Below are 24,112 nucleotides of genomic sequence, written 5' to 3' on the forward strand. Positions count from 1 at the left end.
GGCAACAGGAAGAACAAAGACATGAAGAAGTTGCCGCGCCGCAATTGGTCTTTGGACACAAAGGAGCGAAAATACAAAATATTGATGAGGAAGAGCAAGAAGAAGTTTTATATTCGCAGCGGGATGAAAACGCGCTATATTTAACAAAATTATTTTCAAAGCAACCACAAGATGAATTTACAAAGCTACGACTATATTTTGTGCAAGAAGGTGACACGATTGAATCTGTTGCAGAGCGTTATGATACTTCCGTGCAACATTTACATCGTATCAATCAAACCGATGATTTGTATTTAACAGCAGGACAAATTTTATATATACCAGTCTCAAAGGCAAAAGCAAAGTGAGTGAAGAGAAATCTTCCTCACCTCTTTTCTGTTTCACGCTCCTGTAGAAAGGGTCGTTGTTCGTATGGGCATGGAATTACGAGAGCGTTATGCGTCTATTTTGCAGCTATATCAATTAGATCCTGAGCATATTGAGGAATATGGGAATGTAACCAAAATTTATACGAACCAAGGTCCATATGCGTTGAAAAAATTACCTCCTCAAAAATTAGAACGAAGCAATCTTATGTATTATGTTCAGTTTTTACGAGAAAAAGGATTTACGAATTTTGCCCCAATTTATCATACGAAAGATGGAAGGCACGTTTTAAGTGATGGTGAGCATAGTTATTATTTAATGCCTTGGCTTGGAAGTGCAGAGAGTCAAGGAGAAGAGAATGATCAGTATCATAAAATGTTTCAAACACTTGCTATGATGCATAAAAAAACAGTGCGAGAAGAAGACGTGACAGAAGAAGCAATTCAAGGACATTTTGATACGATTTCAAATCGCTGGGAACAAGACAGCGTGTTACTAGAGGAGTTTTTAGTTGAATCAGAAGCGAAGTGGTATATGTCTCCGTTTGAATTGCAATATTGTACTTACTTTCATCAAGTGATGCGTGCTCATGAATTTGCAAAGAAACAATTTACAGAATGGCATGAAGCGATGAAAGAAAAAGAAAAAACACGTATTTCATTTACTCATGGCAATGTTTCCATGAATCATTTTTTATTCGATTATCAGCGGAACGGTTATTTTATTAGTTTAGAAGATGCGCAGTTTGCTACCCCGGTTCAAGATATTGTTCAATTTTACTCGCGCTCCCTTAACACGTATCCAATTGCAAGAAATGATCGATATGAATGGTACCAAATATACCAAAAGAATTTTGCGTTTACGAAAGAAGAAAAGCTGCTTATGCTTGCATATTTAGCGTATCCTAAACCGTTTATTAAACAAGTGAATGCCTATGCAAATGCCCGAAATACTCGTAATAAAACAAAGGAGTTACATGATGTGAAAATGCTCCAACAATCACATTGGCTTATAAGCAATATTGAATATTTCGTGGCACAGCTTCAAGCTGCTGAGCATCAAGCACAGTAAAAAAATAGCCGTAGCCTCAAGAAGAGGTTACGGCTGATAATGTAAACGAATCGTTGCCGCGATAAAAATAGCAAGAATAACAAAATCTAAAAACGTAGGAAGCAGCAAAGTACGAATGCCTTGGAAAATCGTAAGCGGAATTGCAAAATCAGAAAACATCGTTTGCAAATTTCTCATCCAAGAAGGGGATGAGAAGTTGTACGTGCGTCGATAGCGTCGCATAATTGTCCTCCGTATTACAACTTTCTCTAGAATGGAATCATAAGAGAAGTGGAAATGTGATATTACAATATGTAGGATGGGCATCTAATGTGCTTGTGCTGCACTTTTTTTATTTTCTTTGCATATGTTATAAAAAACTTGGTTAAGCTTATTGACGATTGTGCATTTCTTTTTTAGACTATAAAGTATATTATAATTTTAAAACGTATATATAAATGCGTTGATAGGGAAGAGTACAACGTCCTACATCTTCAGAGAGAGAAATCAATTGCTGTGAGATTTCTTAGATGGTAGTGTTGGAAGGTCGCCCTTGAGCAGTTTCTTTGAACTCGCACTGAAAGTAGGAGAAACCGGGTAACCCGTTACAGATGTTAAGTGTACAGGTGTAGTGTATCTATTTACGCCTGTAAAAAAAGGTGGTACCACGATCTCCGTCGTCCTTTTGGATGAGGGAGTTTTTTATTTTTTAAGGAGGGAAAAATATGTCAAACATGGAAAAGAATTTACCAACTAAATATGATCATATGTCCGTTGAAGAAGGTCGTTATAAATGGTGGCTTGAAGGAAAATATTTCGAAGCAAAAGGAGATGCGGAAAAACAGCCGTATACAATTGTAATTCCACCTCCGAACGTAACTGGTAAGTTGCACTTAGGTCACGCATGGGATACAACGCTTCAAGATATTTTAACACGTACGAAGCGTATGCAAGGATACGATGTATTATGGCTTCCTGGTATGGACCATGCGGGTATTGCAACGCAAGCGAAAGTAGAAGGGAAACTTCGTGAAGAAGGTATTTCACGTTACGATCTTGGCCGTGAGAAATTCCTTGAAAAAGCATGGGAATGGAAAGAAGAATATGCTTCTCACATTCGCGAGCAATGGGGAAAAGTTGGTCTAGGATTAGATTACACTCGTGAGCGTTTCACATTAGATAAAGGCTTATCTGATGCAGTTAATAAAGTATTCGTTCAATTGTACGAAAAAGGTTTAATTTACCGCGGTGAATATATCATTAACTGGGACCCTGCGACACGCACTGCCCTTTCTGATATTGAAGTAATTCATAAAGATGTTCAAGGTGCATTCTATCATATGAATTACCCATTAACAGAGGGTTCTGGTCACATTCGTCTTGCGACAACTCGTCCAGAAACAATGCTGGGTGATACAGCAGTAGCAGTTCACCCAGAAGATGATCGTTACAAGCATTTAATCGGAAAAACGGTTACACTTCCAATCGTAGAGCGTGAAATTCCGATTATTGCTGATGAGTATGTAGAGAAAGATTTCGGAACAGGTGTTGTAAAAATCACACCAGCTCATGATCCGAATGACTTTGAAGTAGGTAACCGTCATGACTTACCACGTATTTTAGTAATGAACGAAGATGGAACAATGAACGAAAAAGCTGGTAAGTATAACGGTATGGATCGTTTCGAATGCCGTAAGCAATTAGTAAAAGACTTGCAAGAAGCTGGCGTATTAGTAGAAATCGAGCCTCATATGCATGCGGTAGGTCATAGTGAGCGTAGCGGGGCAGTTGTTGAGCCTTACTTATCAACACAATGGTTCGTAAAAATGGCACCACTTGCAGAAAAGGCTGTTGCTCTGCAACAAAAAGAAGAAGAAAAAGTAACGTTCGTACCAGATCGTTTTGAGAACACATACTTACGCTGGATGGAAAACATTCATGACTGGTGTATTTCTCGTCAATTATGGTGGGGACATCGCATCCCAGCTTGGTATCATAAAGAAACTGGTGAAGTATACGTAGGTACAGAAGCTCCAGCTGATATCGAAAACTGGAACCAAGATAACGACGTACTTGATACATGGTTTAGCTCAGCGTTATGGCCATTCTCAACACTTGGTTGGCCAAACGAAGATGATGAAGACTTCAAACGCTACTATTCAACAGATGCACTTGTAACAGGATATGATATCATCTTCTTCTGGGTATCTCGTATGATTTTCCAAGGTCTAGAGTTTACAGGAGAGCGTCCATTTAAAGACGTATTAATTCATGGTCTTGTTCGTGACGAGCAAGGACGTAAAATGAGTAAGTCTTTAGGTAATGGTATTGATCCAATGGAAGTTATCGAGAAGTACGGTGCAGATGCAATGCGCTTCTTCTTATCAACAGGAAGTGCACCAGGTCAAGATTTACGCTTTAGCATGGAGAAAGTAGAATCTACTTGGAACTTCATCAATAAAATTTGGAATGCATCTCGTTTCGTATTAATGAACATGGAAGGCATGCAATACGAAGATATTGATTTAACTGGTGAAAAATCAGTTGCAGATAAGTGGATTTTAACTCGTTTAAATGAAACAATTGAAAGTGTAACGCGTAACATGGATAAATATGAATTCGGTGAAGCTGGTCGTGCATTATACAACTTCATTTGGGATGATTTCTGTGACTGGTACATTGAAATGGCGAAGCTTCCGTTGTACGGCGAAGATGAAGCGGCGAAGAAAACAACTCGTTCTGTTTTAGCATATGTACTTGATCGAACGATACGCCTGTTACATCCGTTCATGCCATTCGTAACAGAAACAATTTGGCAGCACCTTCCTCATGAAGGCGAATCTATTACAGTAGCGGCTTGGCCGACAGTTCGCGAAGATTTACAAGATAAAGAAGCAGCGGCAGAAATGCACCTTCTAGTTGATATCATTCGCTCTGTTCGTAATATCCGTGCGGAAGTAAATACGCCAATGAGCAAAAAAGTTCAAATGCAAATTAAAGCAAAAGACGAAACAGTACTAGCACAGCTTACGAAAAACAGCTCTTACATTGAGCGTTTCTGTAATCCAAGTGAATTAATGATTAAGACGGATTTACAAGCACCAGAAAAAGCGATGACTGCAATCGTATCAGGTGCAGAGTTATTCTTACCGTTAGCTGATCTAATCAACCTTGATGAAGAAAAAGCACGTCTTGAAAAAGAACTTGAGAAGTTCGATAAAGAAGTAGAGCGTGTACAGAAGAAACTTTCTAATCAAGGATTCGTAGCAAAAGCTCCGGCGGCAGTTATTGAAGGAGAACGCGCGAAAGAGCAAGATTATCTAGAAAAACGCGAAGCAGTTCGCCAACGTCTAGCAGATCTGCAAAAATAAATTATTTTAAATAACGAACCACGGCAAAGATTGTCCCATTTGAGTATAATAGGGCTAAAGCAATCTTTTGCTTTGGTTCGTTTTTTGATGGAAAGGGGAATGGTATACGTGATACATACATATGAAGAAGCAATCGGCTGGATTCATAGCCGTTTAAAATTTGGTATAAAACCAGGGTTAGAGCGCATGGAGTGGATGTTAGAGGAACTTGGAAATCCGGAGCGTCATATAAAATGTGTTCATCTTGCGGGAACAAATGGAAAAGGTTCAACTCTCACATATATGCGCTATATGTTACAGGCGGCAGAGTACAAAGTAGGGACATTTACTTCTCCGTACATTGAAACATTTAATGAACGGATTAGTGTGAATGGTGTACCGATGGCAGATCAAGAAATTGCAGATCTTGTAAATGTGGTCAAACCTGTTGTGGAAAAGTTAGATGAAACAAATTTAGGGGAAGCGACAGAATTTGAAATTATTACTGTTATGGCGCTTTATTATTTTGCAAAGATGAATATGTGTGACATCGTTTTACTTGAGACAGGACTTGGAGGACGTTTCGATTCAACGAATGTCATTCACCCTGTGCTTACAATTATTACAAATATTGGCCATGATCATATGCATATTTTAGGAGATACGTTAGAAGCGATTGCATTTGAAAAGGCGGGAATAATAAAATCAGGTGTTCCTATTATAACTGGTGTGCAGCAAAACGAAGCGTTAGAAGTCATCCGTACAGCTGTCAATGAAAAACGTTCTAGCTTATATGAACTAGGAAATCAAATTCAAGTAGAACATCATTCTTTAGAGAAAGAAGGAGAACGGTTTACATTCTCTTCTCCATTCCGTACGTATGAAGGTCTTTTCATTTCTATGAAAGGCCAGCACCAAGTGCAAAATGCTGCGCTGGCACTTATGGCGATGTCATACTTAAACGTATATCAAGCATTTTTAATTGATGAAGAGCATATTCGAAAAGGATTAGCTGAAGCATATTGGATTGGGCGTTTTGAGCAACTTTCTACTCACCCGCATGTCATTATTGATGGAGCACACAATCCAGAAGGCATACATAGCCTTGTAGAAACGGTTCGTGCACACTACAGTGAAAAACGAATTATTATTTTATTTACAGCACTTGGAGACAAGCAACTGGATGAAATGGTTGGACAATTAGAAACAATTGCAGATGAAATGATTTTTACAACGTTCACGTTTGATCGTGCTATCTCTGCTGAGGCTCTTGCTGCCCATTCAAAGCGAGAATCAAAACATATTTTTGAAAATTGGCAGGAAGCGATTAGTAGGGCAATGGATTCTTTACAAGAAGAGGATGTTTTCTTGCTAACAGGTTCTCTTTATTTCATATCCGAAGCTCGTAAATATGTGGTTCAGAAAACTAGACAGAAATAGGCTGTCTAGTTTTTTTGTTCTACAAATAAAGACGCAAGCATACATATAAGATAACAATATAGGATAATTTGGCGAATCTCTTTGACAAGTATCTCGTTTTTTTTTGAAACGAGTATGATACGATGCTGGCAACGATAAGAAGTAAGGAGTGGGGGTATGGACAAACAATCGCGACCAATTTCAATTAAAGTGAATGGAACGGAAGCAAATTATATAGAGAAGAAAGAAGAGGAAACAAAAAAAGAAGAGTTTGATTGGATGCTCCCGGAGAATACGGTGACAAATAATGTTGTGTCGTTTCAAAAACATGCAGCATCTATACGTAAAGGAAAAAAAGGATTGAGTAATCGATTTATTTTCACGGTATCTACAGCGATTGTAATTGGGACAGGGTTTGGAATGGGAATGCTGCACTTACTAACGGGACAAGAAACAGTTCGCGAAACGACAGCCCCGGCAGCAAATGTTACAGAGAAAAATGAAACAAAAAAACCGACAAATGAGAAAACAGCACCAACTGCTTTAGCACCGCTGTCGATTTATTTTGTGCAGGGCGGAGTCTTTTCTTCGAAAGAAAAGGGACAGGCATCATTAAAGGAGTTACAAGAAAATGGAGTCACTGGAGCAATTATGCAGTCAGGGGATAAATATTTACTCGTTCTTGGGATGGCACATGATGAGCAATCTATTATGCAGCTAATTACGCAATATAAACAAAAAGATATATCAGTTGTGAAAAAGAAATGGGAGATTACAGATCAAGCGCTTTTAAAACAGGATCAAGAATATGGAGCGTTTTTGGAAAAGCTGCAATCGTTGTTTGGGAAACTATTGCAACAAACCGCTGCAATGCAGTCCGGGAACAAAATAAGTAAAGCACATATAGAACAGATTGAAACTGAATGGAAAGCAATAAAAAAAGAAGAGGCAGCATTAAAGCGGGATGATTTAAAAAAGTTGTTTACGTATGCATCAGTGACGGTGCAAACAATACAAGAAGAGAAACAAGATATGGAAACAATGACGAAATTACAGCAAGTGTTAGTAGATAGCTTTCTGTCTTATGAAAAAATAGTTTCACAAAAAAACAAAAACGTATAATAATGAGATGAGATTTAAATCACCATCAGCATGTGGGGGCTTTTTTCTATTACTTATTCGTACTGAGGAAAGGAAAAGCAAGGTTGTGCTTTTTCCTTTCTTTTGTATTTTTTTAAAAGAAAAATGATATTTTTAAAATTTGAGGAGAATCTATATATTTAGTATGGTTATGCTGTATCTTCCTGCTAATTTTAAAAATGAAAGGAGAACGTATGAAAAAACTTATTTTAGCGTCTGGTTCACCAAGACGTAAAGAATTACTTGAGATTGTGGATATGCCATTTGAGGTTGTAGTTAGTGATGTAGAAGAAACGATTGGAGCGTATTCATCACCGCATGATATCGTGATGTCACTTGCGTTGCAAAAAGCGTCTGCTGTAGCAAAGGATTACGAAGACTGCGTTGTGCTTGGTGCTGATACAATTGTTACTTTCGAGGCGCGTATTCTAGGGAAACCAGAGGATGAGAGTGAAGCGAAAGAAATGTTACAGTTCTTATCAGGAAAAACTCATGAGGTGTATACAGGAGTTGCTCTTATTTCAAAAGAAAAAACAGTGACATTTTATGAGCGTGCAGAAGTAACGTTTTGGGAATTAACTGAAGAAGAAATTCATGCATATGTGCAAACGAAAGAACCGCTTGATAAAGCAGGTAGCTATGGGATACAGGGAAAAGGTGCAATTTTTGTTCAGCATATACAAGGTGATTTTTATGCGATTGTTGGTTTGCCGATTGCACGTGTTGTGCGCGAGTTGAAACAATTTAATATGTAAAGGAGGCTGGAATATGAGCTGCATTCGTGATGTTGTGAAAGAAGATCAACCACGGGAGCGTTTATTGCTAGAAGGAGCAAGCAGCTTATCAAACACAGAACTTCTCGCTATATTACTTCGAACAGGTTCAAAAGAGGAGTCGGTTTTAACATTAGCAAACCGAATTTTGCATTACTTTGACGGATTACGAATGTTAAAAGATGCAACAATTGAAGAGATGACAAGCATTCATGGCGTTGGGGTGGCAAAAGCATCCCAACTTATTGCTGCTTTTGAACTTGGACGAAGAATGGTACGCTTAGAGTATCAAAATAGATATAGCATTCGTAATCCAGAAGATTGCGCACGTTATATGATGGAGGAGATGCGCTTTTTACAACAGGAACATTTTGTATGTTTATATTTAAATACGAAAAATCAAGTGATGCATCGACAAACAGTATTTATTGGAAGTTTGAATGCCTCGATCGTGCATCCGCGCGAGGTGTTCAAGGAAGCTTTTCGCCGCGCTGCTGCCTCTATTATCTGCCTTCATAATCATCCTTCCGGAGACCCCACGCCAAGCCGAGAAGATATTGAAGTCACGAAAAGACTTGTAGAATGCGGGAGAATTATTGGGATTGAAATTCTCGATCATATTATTATTGGTGACCATAAATTCGTTAGTTTAAAAGATAAAGGTCATATTTAAGACTATTTTTTTTCTTTATTTTGTTTTATAATGTGAGTTATGAGTTTTTTGTAGGCTTTCATCTACTCTATAACAGAGAACATGTAAAAACGTTATGTTTTATATAAATATAATAATATCGAAAGAAAAATGAGCAATTTGTCAAAAATAGAAAGGAAGATATAGAATATGTTTGGATTTGGTGGTTTTACTCGTGACCTTGGGATAGACTTAGGAACAGCGAATACGCTTGTATACGTAAAAGGGAAAGGTGTCGTTGTACGCGAGCCATCTGTTGTGGCATTGCAAACAGACACAAAGCAAATTGTTGCAGTTGGTAACGATGCAAAACAAATGATTGGTCGTACACCTGGAAATGTTGTGGCACTTCGTCCGATGAAAGACGGTGTTATCGCTGATTATGAAACAACAGCAATAATGATGAAATATTATATTCAACAAGCACAGAAATCAAATGGTTTCTTCTCTCGTAAGCCATATGTAATGGTATGTGTACCATCTGGTATTACAGCGGTTGAAAAACGTGCAGTAATCGATGCAACTCGTCAAGCAGGTGCACGCGATGCATACCCAATTGAAGAACCATTTGCAGCTGCAATTGGTGCGAATTTACCTGTTTGGGAACCAACTGGTAGTATGGTTGTAGATATCGGCGGTGGTACAACAGAAGTAGCGATTATCTCTCTTGGCGGTATTGTAACAAGCCAATCTGTTCGTGTTGCCGGTGATGAAATGGACGATGCAATTATTCAGTACATTAAGAAAAACTACAATTTAATGATCGGGGAACGAACTGCAGAAGCATTAAAATTAGAAATCGGTTCTGCTGGCGAGCCAGAAGGTGTTGAGCCAATGGATATTCGTGGTCGTGACTTAGTGACTGGATTACCAAAAACAGTATCGATTCGCCCAGAAGAAATTGCATCAGCGTTAAAAGATACTGTAGATGCAATTGTTGAGTCTGTAAAAAATACATTAGAAAAAACTCCGCCAGAATTAGCAGCGGATATTATGGATCGTGGTATTGTTTTAACAGGTGGCGGTGCATTGCTTCGTAATTTAGATAAAGTAATTAGCGAAGAAACAAATATGCCAGTTCTTGTTGCAGAAAATCCATTAGATTGCGTAGCAATTGGAACAGGTAAAGCATTAGATAACATCGACCTTTTCAAAAATGCTCGATAAAATCCATTATTTCAACATAAAAAATTAGTGAATTTAAGAGGGTGTGAACGTGCCACAGTTTTTCTTAAACAAAAGATTAATTGTTTTATTAGTTAGTATTATTCTTCTCGTGGCATTGATCGGAATCTCATTGAAAGAACGGAAAAATCTAACGTGGCCAGAGCAGTTTGTAAAGGATACCGTAGGAGTTGTAGAACGTGTATTTCAAAAGCCAGCGAATTATGTTGCCGGATTCTTTGAGAACGTAGAAGATGTAAAGCGCACGTATGAAGAAAATAAAGAATTAAAATCAAAATTGGACAAGTATGCAGAGCTGTCCGTAAAAGTAAAAGAATTAGAAAAAACAAATGAAGAACTTCGTGATATTCTTGGGAAAAAAGATACACTTAGTGATTTTAAACCGATTCAAGCAACTGTTATTGCTCGCAATCCAGATAAATGGAATGACTTAATCGGGATTGATAAAGGTGCACAACAAGGCATTCAAAAAGATGCGGCTGTTATTACATCAAAAGGTTTAATTGGAAAAGTAAAAAGTGTTTCACAGTTTACTTCAACAGTTGAGCTAATCAGCTCATTAAACCGAACAAATCGTATTTCAGCTGTTGTCCGAGGAGATAGTAATGTTTTCGGATTAATTGAAGGGTACGATAAAGAGAAGCAGCAGCTTGTTTTCACAAAAATCCCATCTGGTGTGAAAGTAGAGAAGGATCAAACAGTTGTAACTTCTGGTCTTGGTGGTGTGTTCCCAGATGGATTGGTTATTGGACAAATCGTTGAGGTAACAGCGGATGAGTACGGATTAACACAAACAGCTTATATCAAGCCTGCAGCAGACTTAAGTGATGTTAGCAATGTTATGGTTGCCAAACGGACTATGTCGACAGTAGATTTAGGGAAATAGGAGGGGGAAGAGATGGAGATTTTTAAAAAAGCGATTCTTCCTCTTCTACTTCTTTTCGTATTTGTATTGGAGAATATGTTTTCTACTATTGTTCCAACTAGTCTTTTTTGGAAGAATACAATTGTAGCACCGCATTTTTTAATGATTGTTTTATGCTTTATTGCAATTTACTTTAATTCTGTACATGGTATTTACTATGGACTATTATTTGGTTTTTTGTTTGATATCGTACATACAGAGTTAGTTGGTGTGTATATATTTGCTTATCCAATTTTAGTGTATCTTGTCTACCAGGCAATGCGAATTTTACAAGTGAACCTTTTTATCGTGTTCTTTATTGTATTAGCGAGCATTACTGCGCTAGAGTATTATGTGTATGGATTTTTGACGTTAATTGGTCGTGTTCATATGTCAGCGCATATCTTTTTCACAGATCGTCTTCTTCCGACGCTGTTGTTGAACGGAATTTTTTTACTGCTGTTTTGCTTCCCACTGCAACGATATCTTTTACGTCTTTCAGACGCTATGGAAGAAAAAGAAAAAAGGATTTTCTGATTTTATGTCGAATTAAATTCGGTGGGGTGAGCATTGGTGACAGAAAAAAAGCAACAAAATGTGACTATAAAAGGAACGAAAGATGGTTTAGTATTACATCTGGATGATTCCTGTTCATTTCGTGAATTGCTGCAAGAACTTGACGAAAAGCTTTCCACTCATTATTACGAGGGTGATGGACGCTCTTTAATTGAAGTACAGGTTAGGGTTGGAAATCGTTATGTAACAGAGGTCCAACAAGAAGAGTTGCGCACATTAATTCGTAATAAAAAGAATTTAGTCGTAGATTCTATTGAGAGTGATGTTGTAACGAAAGAACAAGCGGTGGCATGGAAAGAAGAAACAGAAATTGTTTCTGTTTCAAAAATTGTTCGCTCAGGTCAAATATTGCATGTAAAAGGCGATTTATTATTGATTGGAGATGTGAATCCAGGCGGTACGGTTATCGCTGGAGGAAATATTTTTATTATTGGAGCATTACGAGGAATTGCACATGCTGGATATTATGGGGATGCAGAAGCTGTTATAGCAGCTTCTGTTATGAATCCAATGCAGCTTCGGATTAGCGATGTGACAACGCGCGCTCCTGAGGAGAAAGAAGACGGGGCGGAAGGGGCAGAATGTGCCTACATTAATGAGAACAATCACATTGTTGTCGATCGCATTCAACTTCTCACTCATCTTAGACCTAATTTAACAAGGTTAGAAAGGGGAATTGTATAGCTGTGGGAGAGGCAATAGTTATTACATCTGGAAAAGGCGGAGTAGGTAAAACTACAACGTCTGCAAATATTGGTACAGCCTTGGCGTTATCTGGTAAAAAAATATGTTTAATCGATACAGATATCGGCTTGCGAAATTTAGACGTAGTAATGGGATTGGAAAACCGTATTGTATATGATCTTGTTGATGTTGTTGAAGGACGTTGTCGTTTACCTCAAGCTCTTATTCGAGATAAGCGCTTTGATGAACTTTATTTATTACCTGCAGCACAAACGAGTGACAAGTCGGCAGTAACACCCGAACAAATGGAAGAATTAATACAACAATTACGTCAAGATTATGATTACATATTAATTGATTGCCCAGCCGGTATTGAACAAGGTTTTAAAAACGCTGTGGCAGGTGCTGATAAAGCAATTGTTGTGACAACACCAGAAGTATCTTCAATGCGTGATGCTGATCGGATTATCGGACTATTGGAAAAAGAAGATATCGAGCCGCCTAAGTTAATTATCAATCGTGTCCGCAGTCATATGCTACATGAACAAGATATGTTGGATGTAGATGAAATTGTACGTACCTTGTCTATTGAATTACTTGGGATCGTTGAAGATGATGATGCGGTGATTCGAGCAACAAATACAGGAGAGCCTGTAGCATTGCAGCCGAGTGGAAAGGCATCCATTGCTTATCGAAATATCGCAAGACGTTTGCTTGGAGAAAATGTGCCATTGCAACCGCTTGAAAATGAAAAAAAATCAGTATTTACGAAAATGAAAAAATTCTTCGGAATACATTAAGAGCATTTCGCATATATGCGGAGTGCTTTTTTTTGTTTTAAGGATAGCTGCTCGTATACGCTCTGACCTTCTAGGAGAAAAGCATTCCCATGAATATCTTTCCCGGACAACTCATACATATGTACAAACTGATGGAAAGAGGAAGGGGTCAGGATGAGAAAAAAACGAGTAGAAGAAATTAAAAAGCGTATTGAGAAGAGAAAAGCGCAGCAGGAAAGAGAGGATGAAATGTTTTTATATGAAGAACAAGACTATACACCGCTTCTTGTTGAAGAAGGAGAAAAGACACATCCTATCTTCCGAAAGGAAATATTTCTCTTTAAGCTGCTGCTATCTGCTATTCTTGTTCTTGTCGTAGCCATCTTATTTAAAAACACAACAAATTCTTTTGAAGGCTCACGTACAGTTGTTAAACAAGTAATGAAAGAGGAATTTCAATTTGCATCTGTGTCGAAGTGGTATGAATCAAAGTTTGGAAAACCGCTATCTTTTTTACCTTCTAGTGAAAAGAAAACAACGCAGAAAGAAAAGAATTACGCTGTTCCTGCTTCAGGAAAAGTAACGCAAAGTTTTCAGGCAAACGGACAAGGTGTGTTTGTACAAACAGACGCGAATGCCGTTGTGGAATCAGTTAATGAGGGCATTGTTGTCTCGATTGGTCAAAAAGAGGAGTTTGGAAATACAGTTGAAATCCAACATGCAGATGGTACGGAATCTTGGTACGGAAATTTAGGAGAAACATCAGTTAAGCTATATGATTATGTAGCGAAAAAGCAAAAAGTTGGAACAGTTGCAAATGGGAAATTTTATTTTGCATTCAAAAAGAATGAAAAATTTATTGATCCAATTCAGGTGATTTCATTTGAATAAATATAGTGAGATTTTTTCAAAGATTACCATTCATCCGTTGTTTTGGGGAGTTATAGCAATTGCGGTTTTTACAGCTCGTTTTAAAGAGGTGCTTATTTTATTTTTCATTGTCTTTATTCATGAATTAGGTCATGCGATAGCAGCCGCTCATTTTAAATGGCGCATTAAACAAATTCAGCTCTTGCCATTTGGCGGGGTAGCTGAGCTTGATGAGCATGGGAATAAGCCGTTAAAAGAAGAAATGATCGTTATTATAGCAGGGCCTGTTCAACATGTATGGATGGTAGCGGCTGCCTATTTATTGTACACGGTAGGCTGGATGGGAGAAAACTTTTACAATTTTTTTCTGTGGAACAATATGACCATTTTATTTTTTAATTTATTACCGATTTGGCCTCTTGATGGAGGGAAAATTGTACTAAACGTATTATCGCATCGCTTTCCATTTTTACAAGCGCACAATATTATGATGAGAATTTCAATTGTATGTTTTAGTGCTATATTAGGGCTACAGCTCTTTTGGAATGGAAAGAATGCAATGATGTGGGCGTTACTTCTTTATTTAGCATTTTCTTTATTTCAAGAGTGGAAACAACGTCGTTATGCATTTATGCGTTTTTTATTGGAGAGGTATTACGGAAAGAAACGAGAAATTGCCAAGGTTACAGCAATTACAGTTCAAAGGGAAACGAGTTTGTATCACATTTTCACACAGTTTCGAAGGGGATATAAGCATTCAATTATTATAAATGGAGATCATAAAAATCAATACACGCTAGATGAAAATGAGTTGCTTTACGCATACTTTACAGAAAAAAGAACAACATCATCCGTAGAAGAGTTAATTGGTTAGTGTTGACGATAACACTAACCTTTAATATTGTATAAAAAAAGGATAAAAGAGAGGAATAGACTTTGAAGACGTTATACATAAATTACACCGGTTCGGAAAAGCGAGTTGCTGTTGAAGAAGAAAAAGAGATTGTAGAACTCTTATGGCAACGAAATGAACAAGAACAAATTGTTGGAAATATATATATTGGTCGCGTCATGCGAACAATCGCAGGGATGAACGCTGCTTTTGTCAATATTGGCTTGGAGAAGCATGCTTATTTGTCATATGAAAACGTGCCATCATCTATGCGAGTACATGAAGGGCAATCGCTTCTTGTACAAGTTGTGAAAGAGGCGATTGATACGAAAGGGCCAAAAATTACAGCAAACATAGAATTCACCGGAAAATATGTTGTATATATGCCCTATGACACGGTTTTTGCCGTTTCCCGGAAAATAAAAGATGAGAAAAAGAGAGAACAACTTCTTACGCTAGATAAAACAGGAGGATTTATTTTCCGTTCTGCGTGTGGAAAAGTAGAAATACAAGAAGTACAAGCGGAGATGCAACGCCTTCAATCTCAATTTGAACTTGTGAAAAAACAAGAACAACGAGGAAAGGCACCGCTTCTCGTGTATTCTCCATCTAGTTTTTTAGATCGAATCTTTCAAGAAATACCAGTAGATACGATTTCGCAAGTGATTGTAGATCAGCGCAGTATGATACAAGAATTAGAAGAAAAAATAGGTGCAGAAAAAGTTACTTTCTTTCATGAAAAGACGCCGTTATTTGCTCGCTATGGAATTGATCGTGAAATTGAAAAGGCATTGAAAAAAGTAGTGTGGCTTCCAAATGGAGCAAATTTACTCATTGAACAAATGGAAACGATGACGGTAATCGATGTAAACACTGGTAAATTTACCGGGAAACAAAATTTACAAGATACAGTACTGCGCACAAATGAAATAGCGGCAAAAGAAATTGCACGGCAGTTGCGACTTCGTGACATTGGCGGGATGATTTTAATTGATTTTATTAATATGAAGCGCCGTGAGGAAAAGGAAAAAATAAGAGAAATCGTAAAGTCACACTTAGAAAAAGACCATACTTATACAAGAGTATTAGGATTTACAGAGCTTGGTATCTTAGAAATAACAAGAAAACGAAAAAAACAATCGCTTCGTGATATGCTGTTAACAGATTGCAGAATGTGTCAAGGCAGCGGTTATATGTTATCGCATGAAACGGTAGCATATGAGTTAGAGCGAGAATTAATTGCTTATAATGGAACAGATGACGAAGCTGTTCTAATCGCTGCTCATCCGAATGTACAGCAAATCTTTTTTGAGAAAGAACTGCAGCGCAATATATCTTTTCAAATTTATTTTATTGATGATGAAGCAGCGCGTTACACGATTCAACGTTTTGGAACGAAGGAAGAGATACGCGCGCGGAAAAAATAGTTAGTATAAGATTCATTGACAATAGGCTGTGTTTCGTGATAACATCTCTATGTTATAGTTTATAGCACCTAAACTGCTATATACTACAACCGCGCAGGACAGGTTCCTAAAAGACATTGTATGTCTACCTCGTTTTGGCGAGTCTTAGTAATTATGAGGAGGTGCAATTATGTACGCAATTATCGAAACAGGTGGAAAACAAATTAAAGTTGAAGCTGGTCAAGCAATCTACGTAGAGAAATTAGACGTAGAAGCTGGTGAAACTGTTACTTTTGACAAAGTTCTTTTCGTTGGTGGCGAAACTGTTAAAGTTGGTAGCCCAGTTGTAGAAGGTGCAACGGTTACTGCGAAAGTTGAAAAACAAGGTCGCGCTAAGAAAATCATCGTTTTCAAATACAAAGCGAAAAAGAACAATCGTAAAAAACAAGGTCACCGTCAACCGTACACGAAATTAGTGATTGAAGCAATCAACGCTTAATTCGGGTTGTCATGATTAAAATTACGATTAACCGCACGAAATTAGGAAGTATCCAATCATTTAAAATGACCGGGCATGCGAACTTCGCTCCGCATGGACAAGATCTTGTCTGTGCTGCAACGACAGCGGTTGTGTTTGGTGCAATAAATGCAGTGGAATCACTTTGTAATGTGCAAGCAACTATTGAACTTGGAAAAGATGGTGGATTCTTGACGTATGAATTGCCTAGTGATTTAGATGATTCTACAAAAGAAAAAGCATGTTTTCTATTAGAGGGCATGGTTGTTTCGCTAAAAACGATCGAACTTGATTACGGAAAATATATCCGATTAATAGAAAAAGTGCAGGAGGTGTAACGTATGTTAAGATTAGATCTTCAGTTTTTCGCATCTAAGAAAGGTGTAGGTAGTACAAAGAACGGTCGTGACTCTCAGTCAAAACGTCTTGGTGCTAAACGTGCAGACGGTCAATTCGTTTCAGGTGGATCAATTCTTTACCGTCAACGCGGTACAAAAATTTATCCAGGTGTTAACGTTGGTCGTGGTGGCGATGACACATTATACGCAAAAGTTGACGGCGTAGTACGCTTTGAGCGTCTTGGTCGTGACCGCAAACAAGTGAGCGTATATCCTGTTGCTCAAGAAGCATAAGAAACTCACGGAAAACTCTAACCTGAGTGCAGGTTAGAGTTTTTCTATATTAAAGGGGTATATGAATGAAAGAAAAATGGACAATTATAGATGCGTTACGTCACTCAAGACATGATTGGCTTAATCGTATGCAGATGATTAAAGGAAATCTTTCGCTCGGAAGAGTGGAAGAAATTCATGGGCTCATCGATCGTTTTGTCCAAGAAGCGAGACAAGAATCGAATCTGATGGGGCTTTCTATGCCCAAGTTTTCAGAATGGATTTTAACATATAATTGGAAACAGCACCCGTGCTTGTTGGAGTACGAAGTATTAGGAGAAATACATAACTTATCGCATCTAGATGAAAGAGTATCTATATGGACGGCTCAATTTTTCCAAATGCTTGAGCATAGTTTAGACGTTTATGTTGAAAATTATGTTTGTATCACAGTTGAATGTGAAGGTGAGGATGCTCGTTTCTTTTTTGATTTTCGTGGCAAGCTAACCAATGTACAAGAGATACAAGAGTGGCTTGCTCATCAACATAATAAATGGTTTTCCATTTCTTATACAGTGCGAGATGAAGAAATCTCGGTTATATTACAACTACTAGAAAAAAGTGTGGTGAGATAATGTTTGTAGATCAGGTCAAGATATATGTAAAAGGCGGCGATGGCGGTAACGGAATGGTTGCGTATCGTCGTGAGAAATATGTTCCAAAAGGTGGCCCAGCAGGCGGTGACGGTGGTAAAGGTGCCGATGTTGTTTTCGTAGTAGACGAAGGATTACGTACATTAATGGATTTCCGCTATCAGCGTCATTTTAAAGCGGATCGCGGTCAACATGGAATGAGTAAAAGCCAGCACGGCCGTAAAGCAGATGATTTAATTGTAAAGGTTCCGCCGGGAACAGTTGTAAAAGATGTAGCTACTGGTCAAATTCTTGCGGATTTAGTAACGCATGAGCAATCAGCAGTTATCGCAAAAGGTGGCCGTGGTGGCCGTGGTAACTCACGTTTTGCGACGCCAACGAATCCAGCTCCGGAAATTGCTGAGAACGGCGAACCAGGTCAAGAACGTGAAGTAGTACTAGAATTGAAAGTGTTAGCTGATGTAGGTCTTGTTGGATTCCCAAGTGTCGGTAAATCAACATTATTATCGGTTGTATCATCAGCACGTCCAAAAATTGCTGAATATCACTTCACAACAATTGTTCCAAACCTTGGAGTAGTTGAGACAGGTGATGGACGCAGCTTTGTTATGGCAGACCTTCCAGGATTGATTGAAGGTGCGCACGCAGGTGTTGGGCTTGGACATCAATTTTTACGTCATATTGAGCGTACACGCGTTATCATTCATGTGATTGATATGTCTGGTTTAGAAGGACGCGATCCATATGAGGATTACGTAACAATTAATAATGAATTAAAAGAATACAATCTGCGTCTAACAGAGCGTCCACAAGTTGTTGTTGCAAACAAAATGGATATGCCAGATGCAGAAGAAAATTTACAAGCGTTCAAAGAAAAAGTGGGCGATGAAGTGAAAATCTTCCCAATTTCTGCAGTAACGCGTCAAGGTGTTCGTGATTTACTATTTGAAGTAGCAAATCTTATCGAAACAACACCAGAATTCCCAATACACGAAGTTGTAGATGAATCTGATGCAAGTGTAATGTACAAATTTGAGGGTGAAGGCTCTAAATTTGAAATTACACGCGAAAGCGATGGTACATTTGTGATTTCTGGTTATGATATTGAGAAAACATTCAAGATGACAGACTTCTCTCGTGATGAGTCTGTACGTAGATTCGCCCGTCAAATGCGTGGTATGGGTATTGATGAAGCGCTGCGTCAACGCGGTGCAAAAGACGGCGATATTGTAAAAATTCTTGAATATGAATTTGAATTTATCGATTAAGGACTGCCGAAATTCGGCGGTCTTTTTTTGTGCCGAAATAAAAAATTCTTCTCAAATGGGAATTTACCCTTATAATGGAAAAAGGGTAGGTGTAGGGCAAATAGCAATGGTGTCTACATGTACTTCTTATAAGGGAGTGGGAATGATATGTATAAAATATTGATTGTAGAAGACGATTTGAAAATTGGTGATATTTTAGAAGGGCACCTTGATAAATATGGTTATCAGTCATTTCGTGTACAAGATTTTCGGTATATAAAAGATGAATTTGCAAAGGTGAACCCGCATTTAGTTTTACTTGATATTAATTTACCGTATTTTGATGGATTCTATTGGTGCCGTCAAATTCGTACTGTTTCCAACGCGCCGATTATTTTTGTATCTGCACGTACAGGAGAGATGGATCAAGTAATGGCGATTGAAAATGGCGGTGATGATTACATTACGAAGCCGTTTCATTTAGATATTGTTATGGCAAAAGTAAAAAGTGCGCTGCGCCGTGTGTATGGTGAATATGCTTCAGGGGCAGAAAATGATTATTTTGGCGTGAATGGATTGCTTTTATATCAAGCGCAGCACATGGTAGAGTGGCAAGGAAAGCAAGTAGAACTTACCAAAAATGAGTACTATTTATTAGAGTGCTTAATGAAGCAAGCGGATCAATATGTAACGAGAGAAGAGTTACTAGAAGCATTATGGGATGAGGTTGCTTTTGTTGATGATAATACATTAACCGTAAATGTAAAGCGTGTCCGTAAAAAGTTAGAAGAGATAGGAATTACGGATGCCATTGTTACGAAGCGGAGCTATGGATATGCGCTCTTAACGAATTGGGTGAACGAACATGAATCTTAAAAAATATGTGATGGACCGCACCACATTACTTATTTCTTACGTGATGAGTATCGTTCTATTCGGTCTTGTCTTGCAACTGCAATCTTTTTTACAAAAGCAATCTATAAATTGGAGTACATGGCTATATGGATTTTTATTATCAATCGTCGTTTTTGCTTTCTTTCTGATGCATGATTATCGGAAAAGACGAGCCTTTTTACAAAAGGTAGAACATTATATTGCAGAGGGACAGGAGTTGCATCATTCTTTATCTGTCAGTTCATCTTATACATACGAACAAGAAGCAATTGTGGAAGCTTTTTCGCTCTTAAGACAACAATATATGAATGAAATCCATGAACAACAGGTAAAAGGAGAACAGCAAACGATCTTTATGAATCAGTGGATTCACCAAATGAAGACGCCTGTATCTGTCATTGAATTATTGCTGCAAAAACTTGGACAAACGCACCGCGAAGCAAGAGATACGATTGAAAGTATTCGGGAAGAAAATAATCGTATTTTACATGGATTAGATTTAGCATTGCACATGGCACGCCTAGAACAGTTTGGGAAAGATTATAAAATAGAAGAAGTCAATGTCGTGAATATTGTTCGTGACAGTATTAATCAACATAAAAAAACATTCATCCAATATGCTGTATATCCGAAAGTTCTGTTTGAGAAAGAACAGTACGTGGTAGCTTCGGATCAAAAATGGCTCAGTATTGCAATTAATCAAATTGTGATGAATGCCTTGAAGTATACAAGAATTACAGAGAAAGAGAAAAAAGAGATTACATTTCAAATCGAAGAAACAGAAAGTGTTATTGCATTGCATATTCATGACAACGGAATAGGGATTCCAAAGCAAGATATAAAGCGAATTTTTGAACCATTTTTTACAGGAGTCAATGGACGAAAAACGAGAGAAGCGACAGGGATGGGTTTATATATTACAAAGCAAATTTGTGATCATCTTAGCCATGGTATTTCTGTACAATCAACAGAGAAAGAAGGAACAACGTTTACGTTCCAATTCTCAAAAGATAAAGGATATCATCAAATGATGAGGAAAATGACAAAATTGTAAGATAACAAACCGTTTTGTAAGGGAAATCACTCGTTACTTTCTCTCATTTTTTCTATAGTAAGAGTAAGAAGAAAACATATAGGGGGATTTGAAATGAGTGTTCTTGAAGTAAAAGGTTTGACAAAGGTGTATCAATCAAAAGGATCGGTAACAACGACAGCGCTAAATAATATTAACTTTAAAATTGAAGAAGGTGAATTTGTCGGCATTATGGGACCATCAGGGAGCGGAAAAACAACGCTTTTAAATTTATTAGCAACCATTGACAAGCCGACATCAGGTCACGTTTATATGAACGACGAAGAAATTAGTCAAATGCGTGCTGCTAAACTTGCAGCATTTCGTCGTACACATTTAGGATTTATTTTCCAAGATTTTAACTTACTTGATACATTATCCATTAAGGAAAATATCATTTTGCCACTTGTAATGGCAAATCGTCCTGTGAAAGAAATTGATGCAAAAGTATTAGAAATTGCAAAGTTTCTAAACATAGAGGGAATTTTACATAAAAAAGTATACGAAGTATCAGGCGGTCAGCAGCAGCGTGCGGCAGCAGCACGTGCTATTATCCATCAGCCAACTTTAATCTTAGCTGACGAACCGACAGGAAACTTAGACTCCAAATCAGCAAAATCATTGATGGGTGCCCTGCAGGAACTTCATGAAGAGAAAAAAGTGACGATTGCGATGGTAACGCATGATCCCGTTGCGGCCAGTTATTGTGAACGTATTTTATTTATTCGTGACGGTGAAATTTTCTCAGAGATTCATAAAGGAGAAACAAAACAAGCCTTTTTCCAAGAAATATTAGACGTACTTGCGATGCTAGGGGGAGAATACCATGAACTTTCGCCAGCTCGCGTTTAATAATGTCAAAGGAAATTGGCGTAATTATAAAGCGTTTATAATTAGTAGCTGTTTATCGATTTTTGTGTTCTTTATGTATGCTTCGTTTATTTATCATCCAGATGTCGTGAATGGTAATGTTAGTGAGAAAATGCGTGTTGAAAAAGGATTAGAGACATGTAATTATATTGTTATTTTATTTTCAGCGTTATTCATTTTATACTCGAACTCCATCTTTTTACGGGCTCGTAAAAAAGAGCTAGGGTTGTTTACTCTAATTGGTGCGACAAAAGGACAGTTAGGAAGAATGATCATGCGAGAGCAAATGATTCTTGGCTGCATTTCAATTGTCGGTGGAATTGCCCTCGGTATGCTCGGTTTACCACTCTTTTTTAAAGCAGTAAGTGCTGTAGTTGGAATTGAAAAAGCATTGCCATTTGTATGGAATGGAAAAGCAATCGCAATTACTGCCGGTGTATATTTCGTTCTCTTTTTCGTTTTATCGCTATTTGGATTATGGACGATATGGAGATTGCAAATTATTGATTTACTTCGCGACGCAAGAAAACAAAGAGTTGAGCCGTTTTCGTTTAGATGGCTATTTTTAGCTGGATTACTAAGTATTATCGTTGCTTACGTTCTTTGCTTTCAAGTAACATTCATGAACCTTACGGTGTACTTCCTTCCAATTGTTGGTTTGACAATTGTCGGAACATATTTTTTATTCACACAAGGAAGTGTTGTTCTATTAAAAGCATTGCAAAAAAGAAAGTCGCTTTTTTATAAGCAGCCGAATTTGTTTGTTATTAGTAATCTCGTTTATAAGATGAAAGATAACGCACGTTTTCTATTTGTTGTTTCAATCATCACAGCAATTGTTGCCTCGGCAATGGGGACGTTATACGTCTTCTTTGAGGATATGAGTGCAAAAGTAGTACAGCATTCTCCGCATGCTATTTCCATTCAAGAAAAAGGGGTCAACTCTCATGAAGTGGTGAAAGAAGAAACATTGCAATCACTGCTTAAAAAACATAATTTTGAACAGGCGAGAAAAGTAACTGTAACAGAAATACCAGGAAAATTTCATATGAAAGTGATGAACGAAGACCGAGAATTTGATTTAAGAATTATCTCTGAGCGAGAGTTTAATGCAGAAGCGCGAAAGCAACAGGAAGCGGAGATTCATAATAAGCAGGGAACTGGCACAATGGTTGTGTTGGATATGATGAATGAACTCATGAAATTTGATGCAACGAAGCCTTTTACATTTAAAGTACAAAATCAATCGTATGAGCTGAAGTTAAGTAAGCCATATACAAAAGCGATATTTAATACTAGTAATTTATTAGTTGTAAATGAGCAAGACTACGCCAAGTATGCAGCTGCTGTCCCAGATACAGAAAAGATGATGTATTACGGTTATGATATTCAGAACTGGAAAGATACGGAGGCTCTCGTGAAGGAATTGAAAGGTCATATCGCCGATGATAAAAAAGCGAATTTTGATAATTCTATTCTTGTTTATCAAAGTGTAAAAGAAAACGGTGCGATTACGATGTTTATCGGCTTCTTCATAACAATACTGTTCTTCTTCTTTGCTTGCAGCATGACATACTTTAAGTGGTTTAATGATAAAGAACAAGACCGTATTCAGTTCCATTCATTAAAACGAATTGGTATGACGGATCAAGAAATTCGTAAAATTGCAGTTCGGCAAATGGGAGCAATTTTCTTCATTCCTATCTTGATAGGTGTTTTACATAGTGGATTTGCATTATATACGTTAGGGAACATGCTGTATTTAGACTTATGGAAGTCAGGAGCGGTTATTATTACAGCATACGTACTAGCATCAGCATTATATTTTGCAATTGCACAAAGAGGGTATTTAAAGCACATAAAAAGCTAGGACTTCCTAGCTTTTTATGTGTGTAACGGGTTTTAGGAGGGAGAAAGGTGAAGTTTTATCAACTTACTTTTCAAAATGTTAGAGGGAATTGGCACAACTACAAAATATTTTTCTTAAGTAGTTGTTTCTCAGTTTTTGCTTTTTTTATGTATACATCCATTATTATGCATCCTAACATGAGAATGGATAATCTGTATGAGGGGATACAGGCAGGCCTAATTGTATGCGATGTAATTGTAATTGCTTTCTCAATTATATTTATTCTGTATTCTAGGGTTCTTGCGCTAATTTGG

General features: G+C 37.7%; 25 protein-coding genes, 1 pseudogene and 2 other annotated features. Of the genes and pseudogenes, 25 read left to right on the plus strand and 1 reads right to left on the minus strand.

Translation table 11 applies throughout. The features are described from left to right. Both V7024_RS18550 and ysxE read left to right on the plus strand, forming a co-directional pair. The coding region (locus V7024_RS18550; RefSeq protein WP_335522571.1) for a LysM peptidoglycan-binding domain-containing protein at window positions 1–347 on the plus strand (347 nt) is incomplete at its 5' end. 64 nt (window positions 348–411) lie between these two features. Next, window positions 412–1,437, plus strand: coding sequence for a spore coat protein YsxE (ysxE, locus tag V7024_RS18555; RefSeq protein WP_335522572.1), 1,026 nt, complete (start codon window positions 412–414; stop codon window positions 1,435–1,437). 27 nt (window positions 1,438–1,464) lie between these two features. Here ysxE and V7024_RS18560 read toward each other — a convergent pair whose 3' ends face one another. After that, on the minus strand, window positions 1,465–1,659 hold the full coding sequence (locus V7024_RS18560; protein ID WP_335522574.1) for a hypothetical protein: 195 nt from the start codon (window positions 1,657–1,659) through the stop codon (window positions 1,465–1,467). 211 nt (window positions 1,660–1,870) lie between these two features. After that, window positions 1,871–2,104, plus strand: a binding site (T-box leader). A gap of 37 nt (window positions 2,105–2,141) precedes the next feature. On the opposite strand from V7024_RS18560, the gene V7024_RS18565 reads away from it, so the two are divergent. The 23 genes and pseudogenes from V7024_RS18565 to V7024_RS18675 all read left to right on the plus strand — a co-directional run. Then, window positions 2,142–4,787 carry a valine--tRNA ligase gene (locus tag V7024_RS18565; RefSeq protein ID WP_335522576.1) on the plus strand — a complete coding sequence of 882 codons (2,646 nt, stop codon included), beginning with the start codon at window positions 2,142–2,144 and terminating at the stop codon, window positions 4,785–4,787. A 108-nt stretch (window positions 4,788–4,895) separates the two neighbouring features. Continuing rightward, window positions 4,896–6,206, plus strand: coding sequence for a bifunctional folylpolyglutamate synthase/dihydrofolate synthase (locus V7024_RS18570; protein WP_335522578.1), 1,311 nt, complete (start codon window positions 4,896–4,898; stop codon window positions 6,204–6,206). Between the two features lie 156 nt (window positions 6,207–6,362). After that, on the plus strand, window positions 6,363–7,307 hold the full coding sequence (locus V7024_RS18575) for a stage II sporulation protein B (protein ID WP_335522581.1): 945 nt from the start codon (window positions 6,363–6,365) through the stop codon (window positions 7,305–7,307). A 212-nt stretch (window positions 7,308–7,519) separates the two neighbouring features. Continuing rightward, on the plus strand, window positions 7,520–8,080 hold the full coding sequence (locus V7024_RS18580; protein WP_335522583.1) for a Maf family protein: 561 nt from the start codon (window positions 7,520–7,522) through the stop codon (window positions 8,078–8,080). 13 nt (window positions 8,081–8,093) lie between these two features. Continuing rightward, complete coding sequence (gene radC, locus V7024_RS18585) at window positions 8,094–8,771, plus strand: RadC family protein (protein ID WP_098914049.1); 678 nt, start codon at window positions 8,094–8,096, stop codon at window positions 8,769–8,771. Between the two features lie 168 nt (window positions 8,772–8,939). After that, complete coding sequence (gene mreB, locus V7024_RS18590) at window positions 8,940–9,956, plus strand: cell shape-determining protein MreB (RefSeq protein ID WP_335522585.1); 1,017 nt, start codon at window positions 8,940–8,942, stop codon at window positions 9,954–9,956. 49 nt (window positions 9,957–10,005) lie between these two features. After that, the gene (gene mreC, locus V7024_RS18595; RefSeq protein ID WP_098914047.1) at window positions 10,006–10,860 is read left to right on the plus strand and encodes a rod shape-determining protein MreC; all 855 of its coding nucleotides are present in this window, start codon (window positions 10,006–10,008) and stop codon (window positions 10,858–10,860) included. Window positions 10,861–10,872: 12 nt separating this feature from the next. Next, the gene (gene mreD, locus V7024_RS18600; protein ID WP_335522588.1) at window positions 10,873–11,415 is read left to right on the plus strand and encodes a rod shape-determining protein MreD; all 543 of its coding nucleotides are present in this window, start codon (window positions 10,873–10,875) and stop codon (window positions 11,413–11,415) included. A gap of 36 nt (window positions 11,416–11,451) precedes the next feature. After that, entirely contained in the window at window positions 11,452–12,138 is a 687-nt protein-coding gene (gene minC, locus V7024_RS18605; protein ID WP_335522590.1) for a septum site-determining protein MinC, read from the plus strand. Between the two features lie 2 nt (window positions 12,139–12,140). Beyond that, window positions 12,141–12,938, plus strand: a complete 798-nt coding sequence (gene minD / locus V7024_RS18610) for a septum site-determining protein MinD (protein WP_335522592.1) — start codon at window positions 12,141–12,143, stop codon at window positions 12,936–12,938. 153 nt (window positions 12,939–13,091) lie between these two features. Then, entirely contained in the window at window positions 13,092–13,808 is a 717-nt protein-coding gene (locus tag V7024_RS18615) for a M23 family metallopeptidase (protein ID WP_335522594.1), read from the plus strand. Next, complete coding sequence (locus tag V7024_RS18620; protein WP_335522596.1) at window positions 13,801–14,661, plus strand: M50 family metallopeptidase; 861 nt, start codon at window positions 13,801–13,803, stop codon at window positions 14,659–14,661. Before V7024_RS18615 ends, V7024_RS18620 begins: the two co-directional genes overlap by 8 nt. A 62-nt stretch (window positions 14,662–14,723) precedes the next feature. Next, window positions 14,724–16,106 carry an Rne/Rng family ribonuclease gene (locus V7024_RS18625; protein WP_335522598.1) on the plus strand — a complete coding sequence of 461 codons (1,383 nt, stop codon included), beginning with the start codon at window positions 14,724–14,726 and terminating at the stop codon, window positions 16,104–16,106. Window positions 16,107–16,183: 77 nt separating this feature from the next. Beyond that, window positions 16,184–16,261 (plus strand) — a sequence feature (ribosomal protein L21 leader region). 14 nt (window positions 16,262–16,275) lie between these two features. Further along, window positions 16,276–16,584, plus strand: coding sequence for a 50S ribosomal protein L21 (rplU, locus tag V7024_RS18630; RefSeq protein ID WP_020059958.1), 309 nt, complete (start codon window positions 16,276–16,278; stop codon window positions 16,582–16,584). 11 nt (window positions 16,585–16,595) lie between these two features. Beyond that, on the plus strand, window positions 16,596–16,940 hold the full coding sequence (locus tag V7024_RS18635; protein ID WP_335522600.1) for a ribosomal-processing cysteine protease Prp: 345 nt from the start codon (window positions 16,596–16,598) through the stop codon (window positions 16,938–16,940). 3 nt (window positions 16,941–16,943) lie between these two features. After that, complete coding sequence (gene rpmA, locus V7024_RS18640) at window positions 16,944–17,234, plus strand: 50S ribosomal protein L27 (protein ID WP_098914039.1); 291 nt, start codon at window positions 16,944–16,946, stop codon at window positions 17,232–17,234. 65 nt (window positions 17,235–17,299) lie between these two features. Further along, entirely contained in the window at window positions 17,300–17,848 is a 549-nt protein-coding gene (locus tag V7024_RS18645; RefSeq protein WP_335522603.1) for a sporulation initiation phosphotransferase B, read from the plus strand. Continuing rightward, window positions 17,848–19,134 (plus strand): GTPase ObgE, encoded by a 1,287-nt coding sequence (gene obgE / locus V7024_RS18650; protein WP_335522605.1) that lies wholly within the window; start codon window positions 17,848–17,850, stop codon window positions 19,132–19,134. Before V7024_RS18645 ends, obgE begins: the two co-directional genes overlap by 1 nt. Before the next feature lie 147 nt (window positions 19,135–19,281). Next, a complete protein-coding gene (locus V7024_RS18655; RefSeq protein ID WP_098914036.1) occupies window positions 19,282–19,989 on the plus strand; it encodes a response regulator transcription factor in 708 nt (235 codons plus the stop codon). Next, window positions 19,979–21,061: a sensor histidine kinase gene (locus V7024_RS18660; protein ID WP_335522609.1), complete on the plus strand. Its 1,083-nt coding sequence runs from the start codon at window positions 19,979–19,981 to the stop codon at window positions 21,059–21,061. Before V7024_RS18655 ends, V7024_RS18660 begins: the two co-directional genes overlap by 11 nt. 93 nt (window positions 21,062–21,154) lie before the next feature. Next, on the plus strand, window positions 21,155–21,931 hold the full coding sequence (locus tag V7024_RS18665; protein WP_335522611.1) for an ABC transporter ATP-binding protein: 777 nt from the start codon (window positions 21,155–21,157) through the stop codon (window positions 21,929–21,931). Beyond that, the gene (locus V7024_RS18670; RefSeq protein ID WP_335522613.1) at window positions 21,906–23,819 is read left to right on the plus strand and encodes an ABC transporter permease; all 1,914 of its coding nucleotides are present in this window, start codon (window positions 21,906–21,908) and stop codon (window positions 23,817–23,819) included. The genes V7024_RS18665 and V7024_RS18670 overlap by 26 nt, the downstream gene beginning before the upstream one ends. A 47-nt stretch (window positions 23,820–23,866) precedes the next feature. Beyond that, window positions 23,867–24,112 (plus strand): annotated as a pseudogene (locus tag V7024_RS18675) (ABC transporter permease); the annotation flags it as partial.

It is taken from the genome of Bacillus sp. JJ864 (genome assembly GCF_036963045.1).
Lineage (GTDB): Bacteria > Bacillota > Bacilli > Bacillales > Bacillaceae_G > Bacillus_A > Bacillus_A pseudomycoides_C.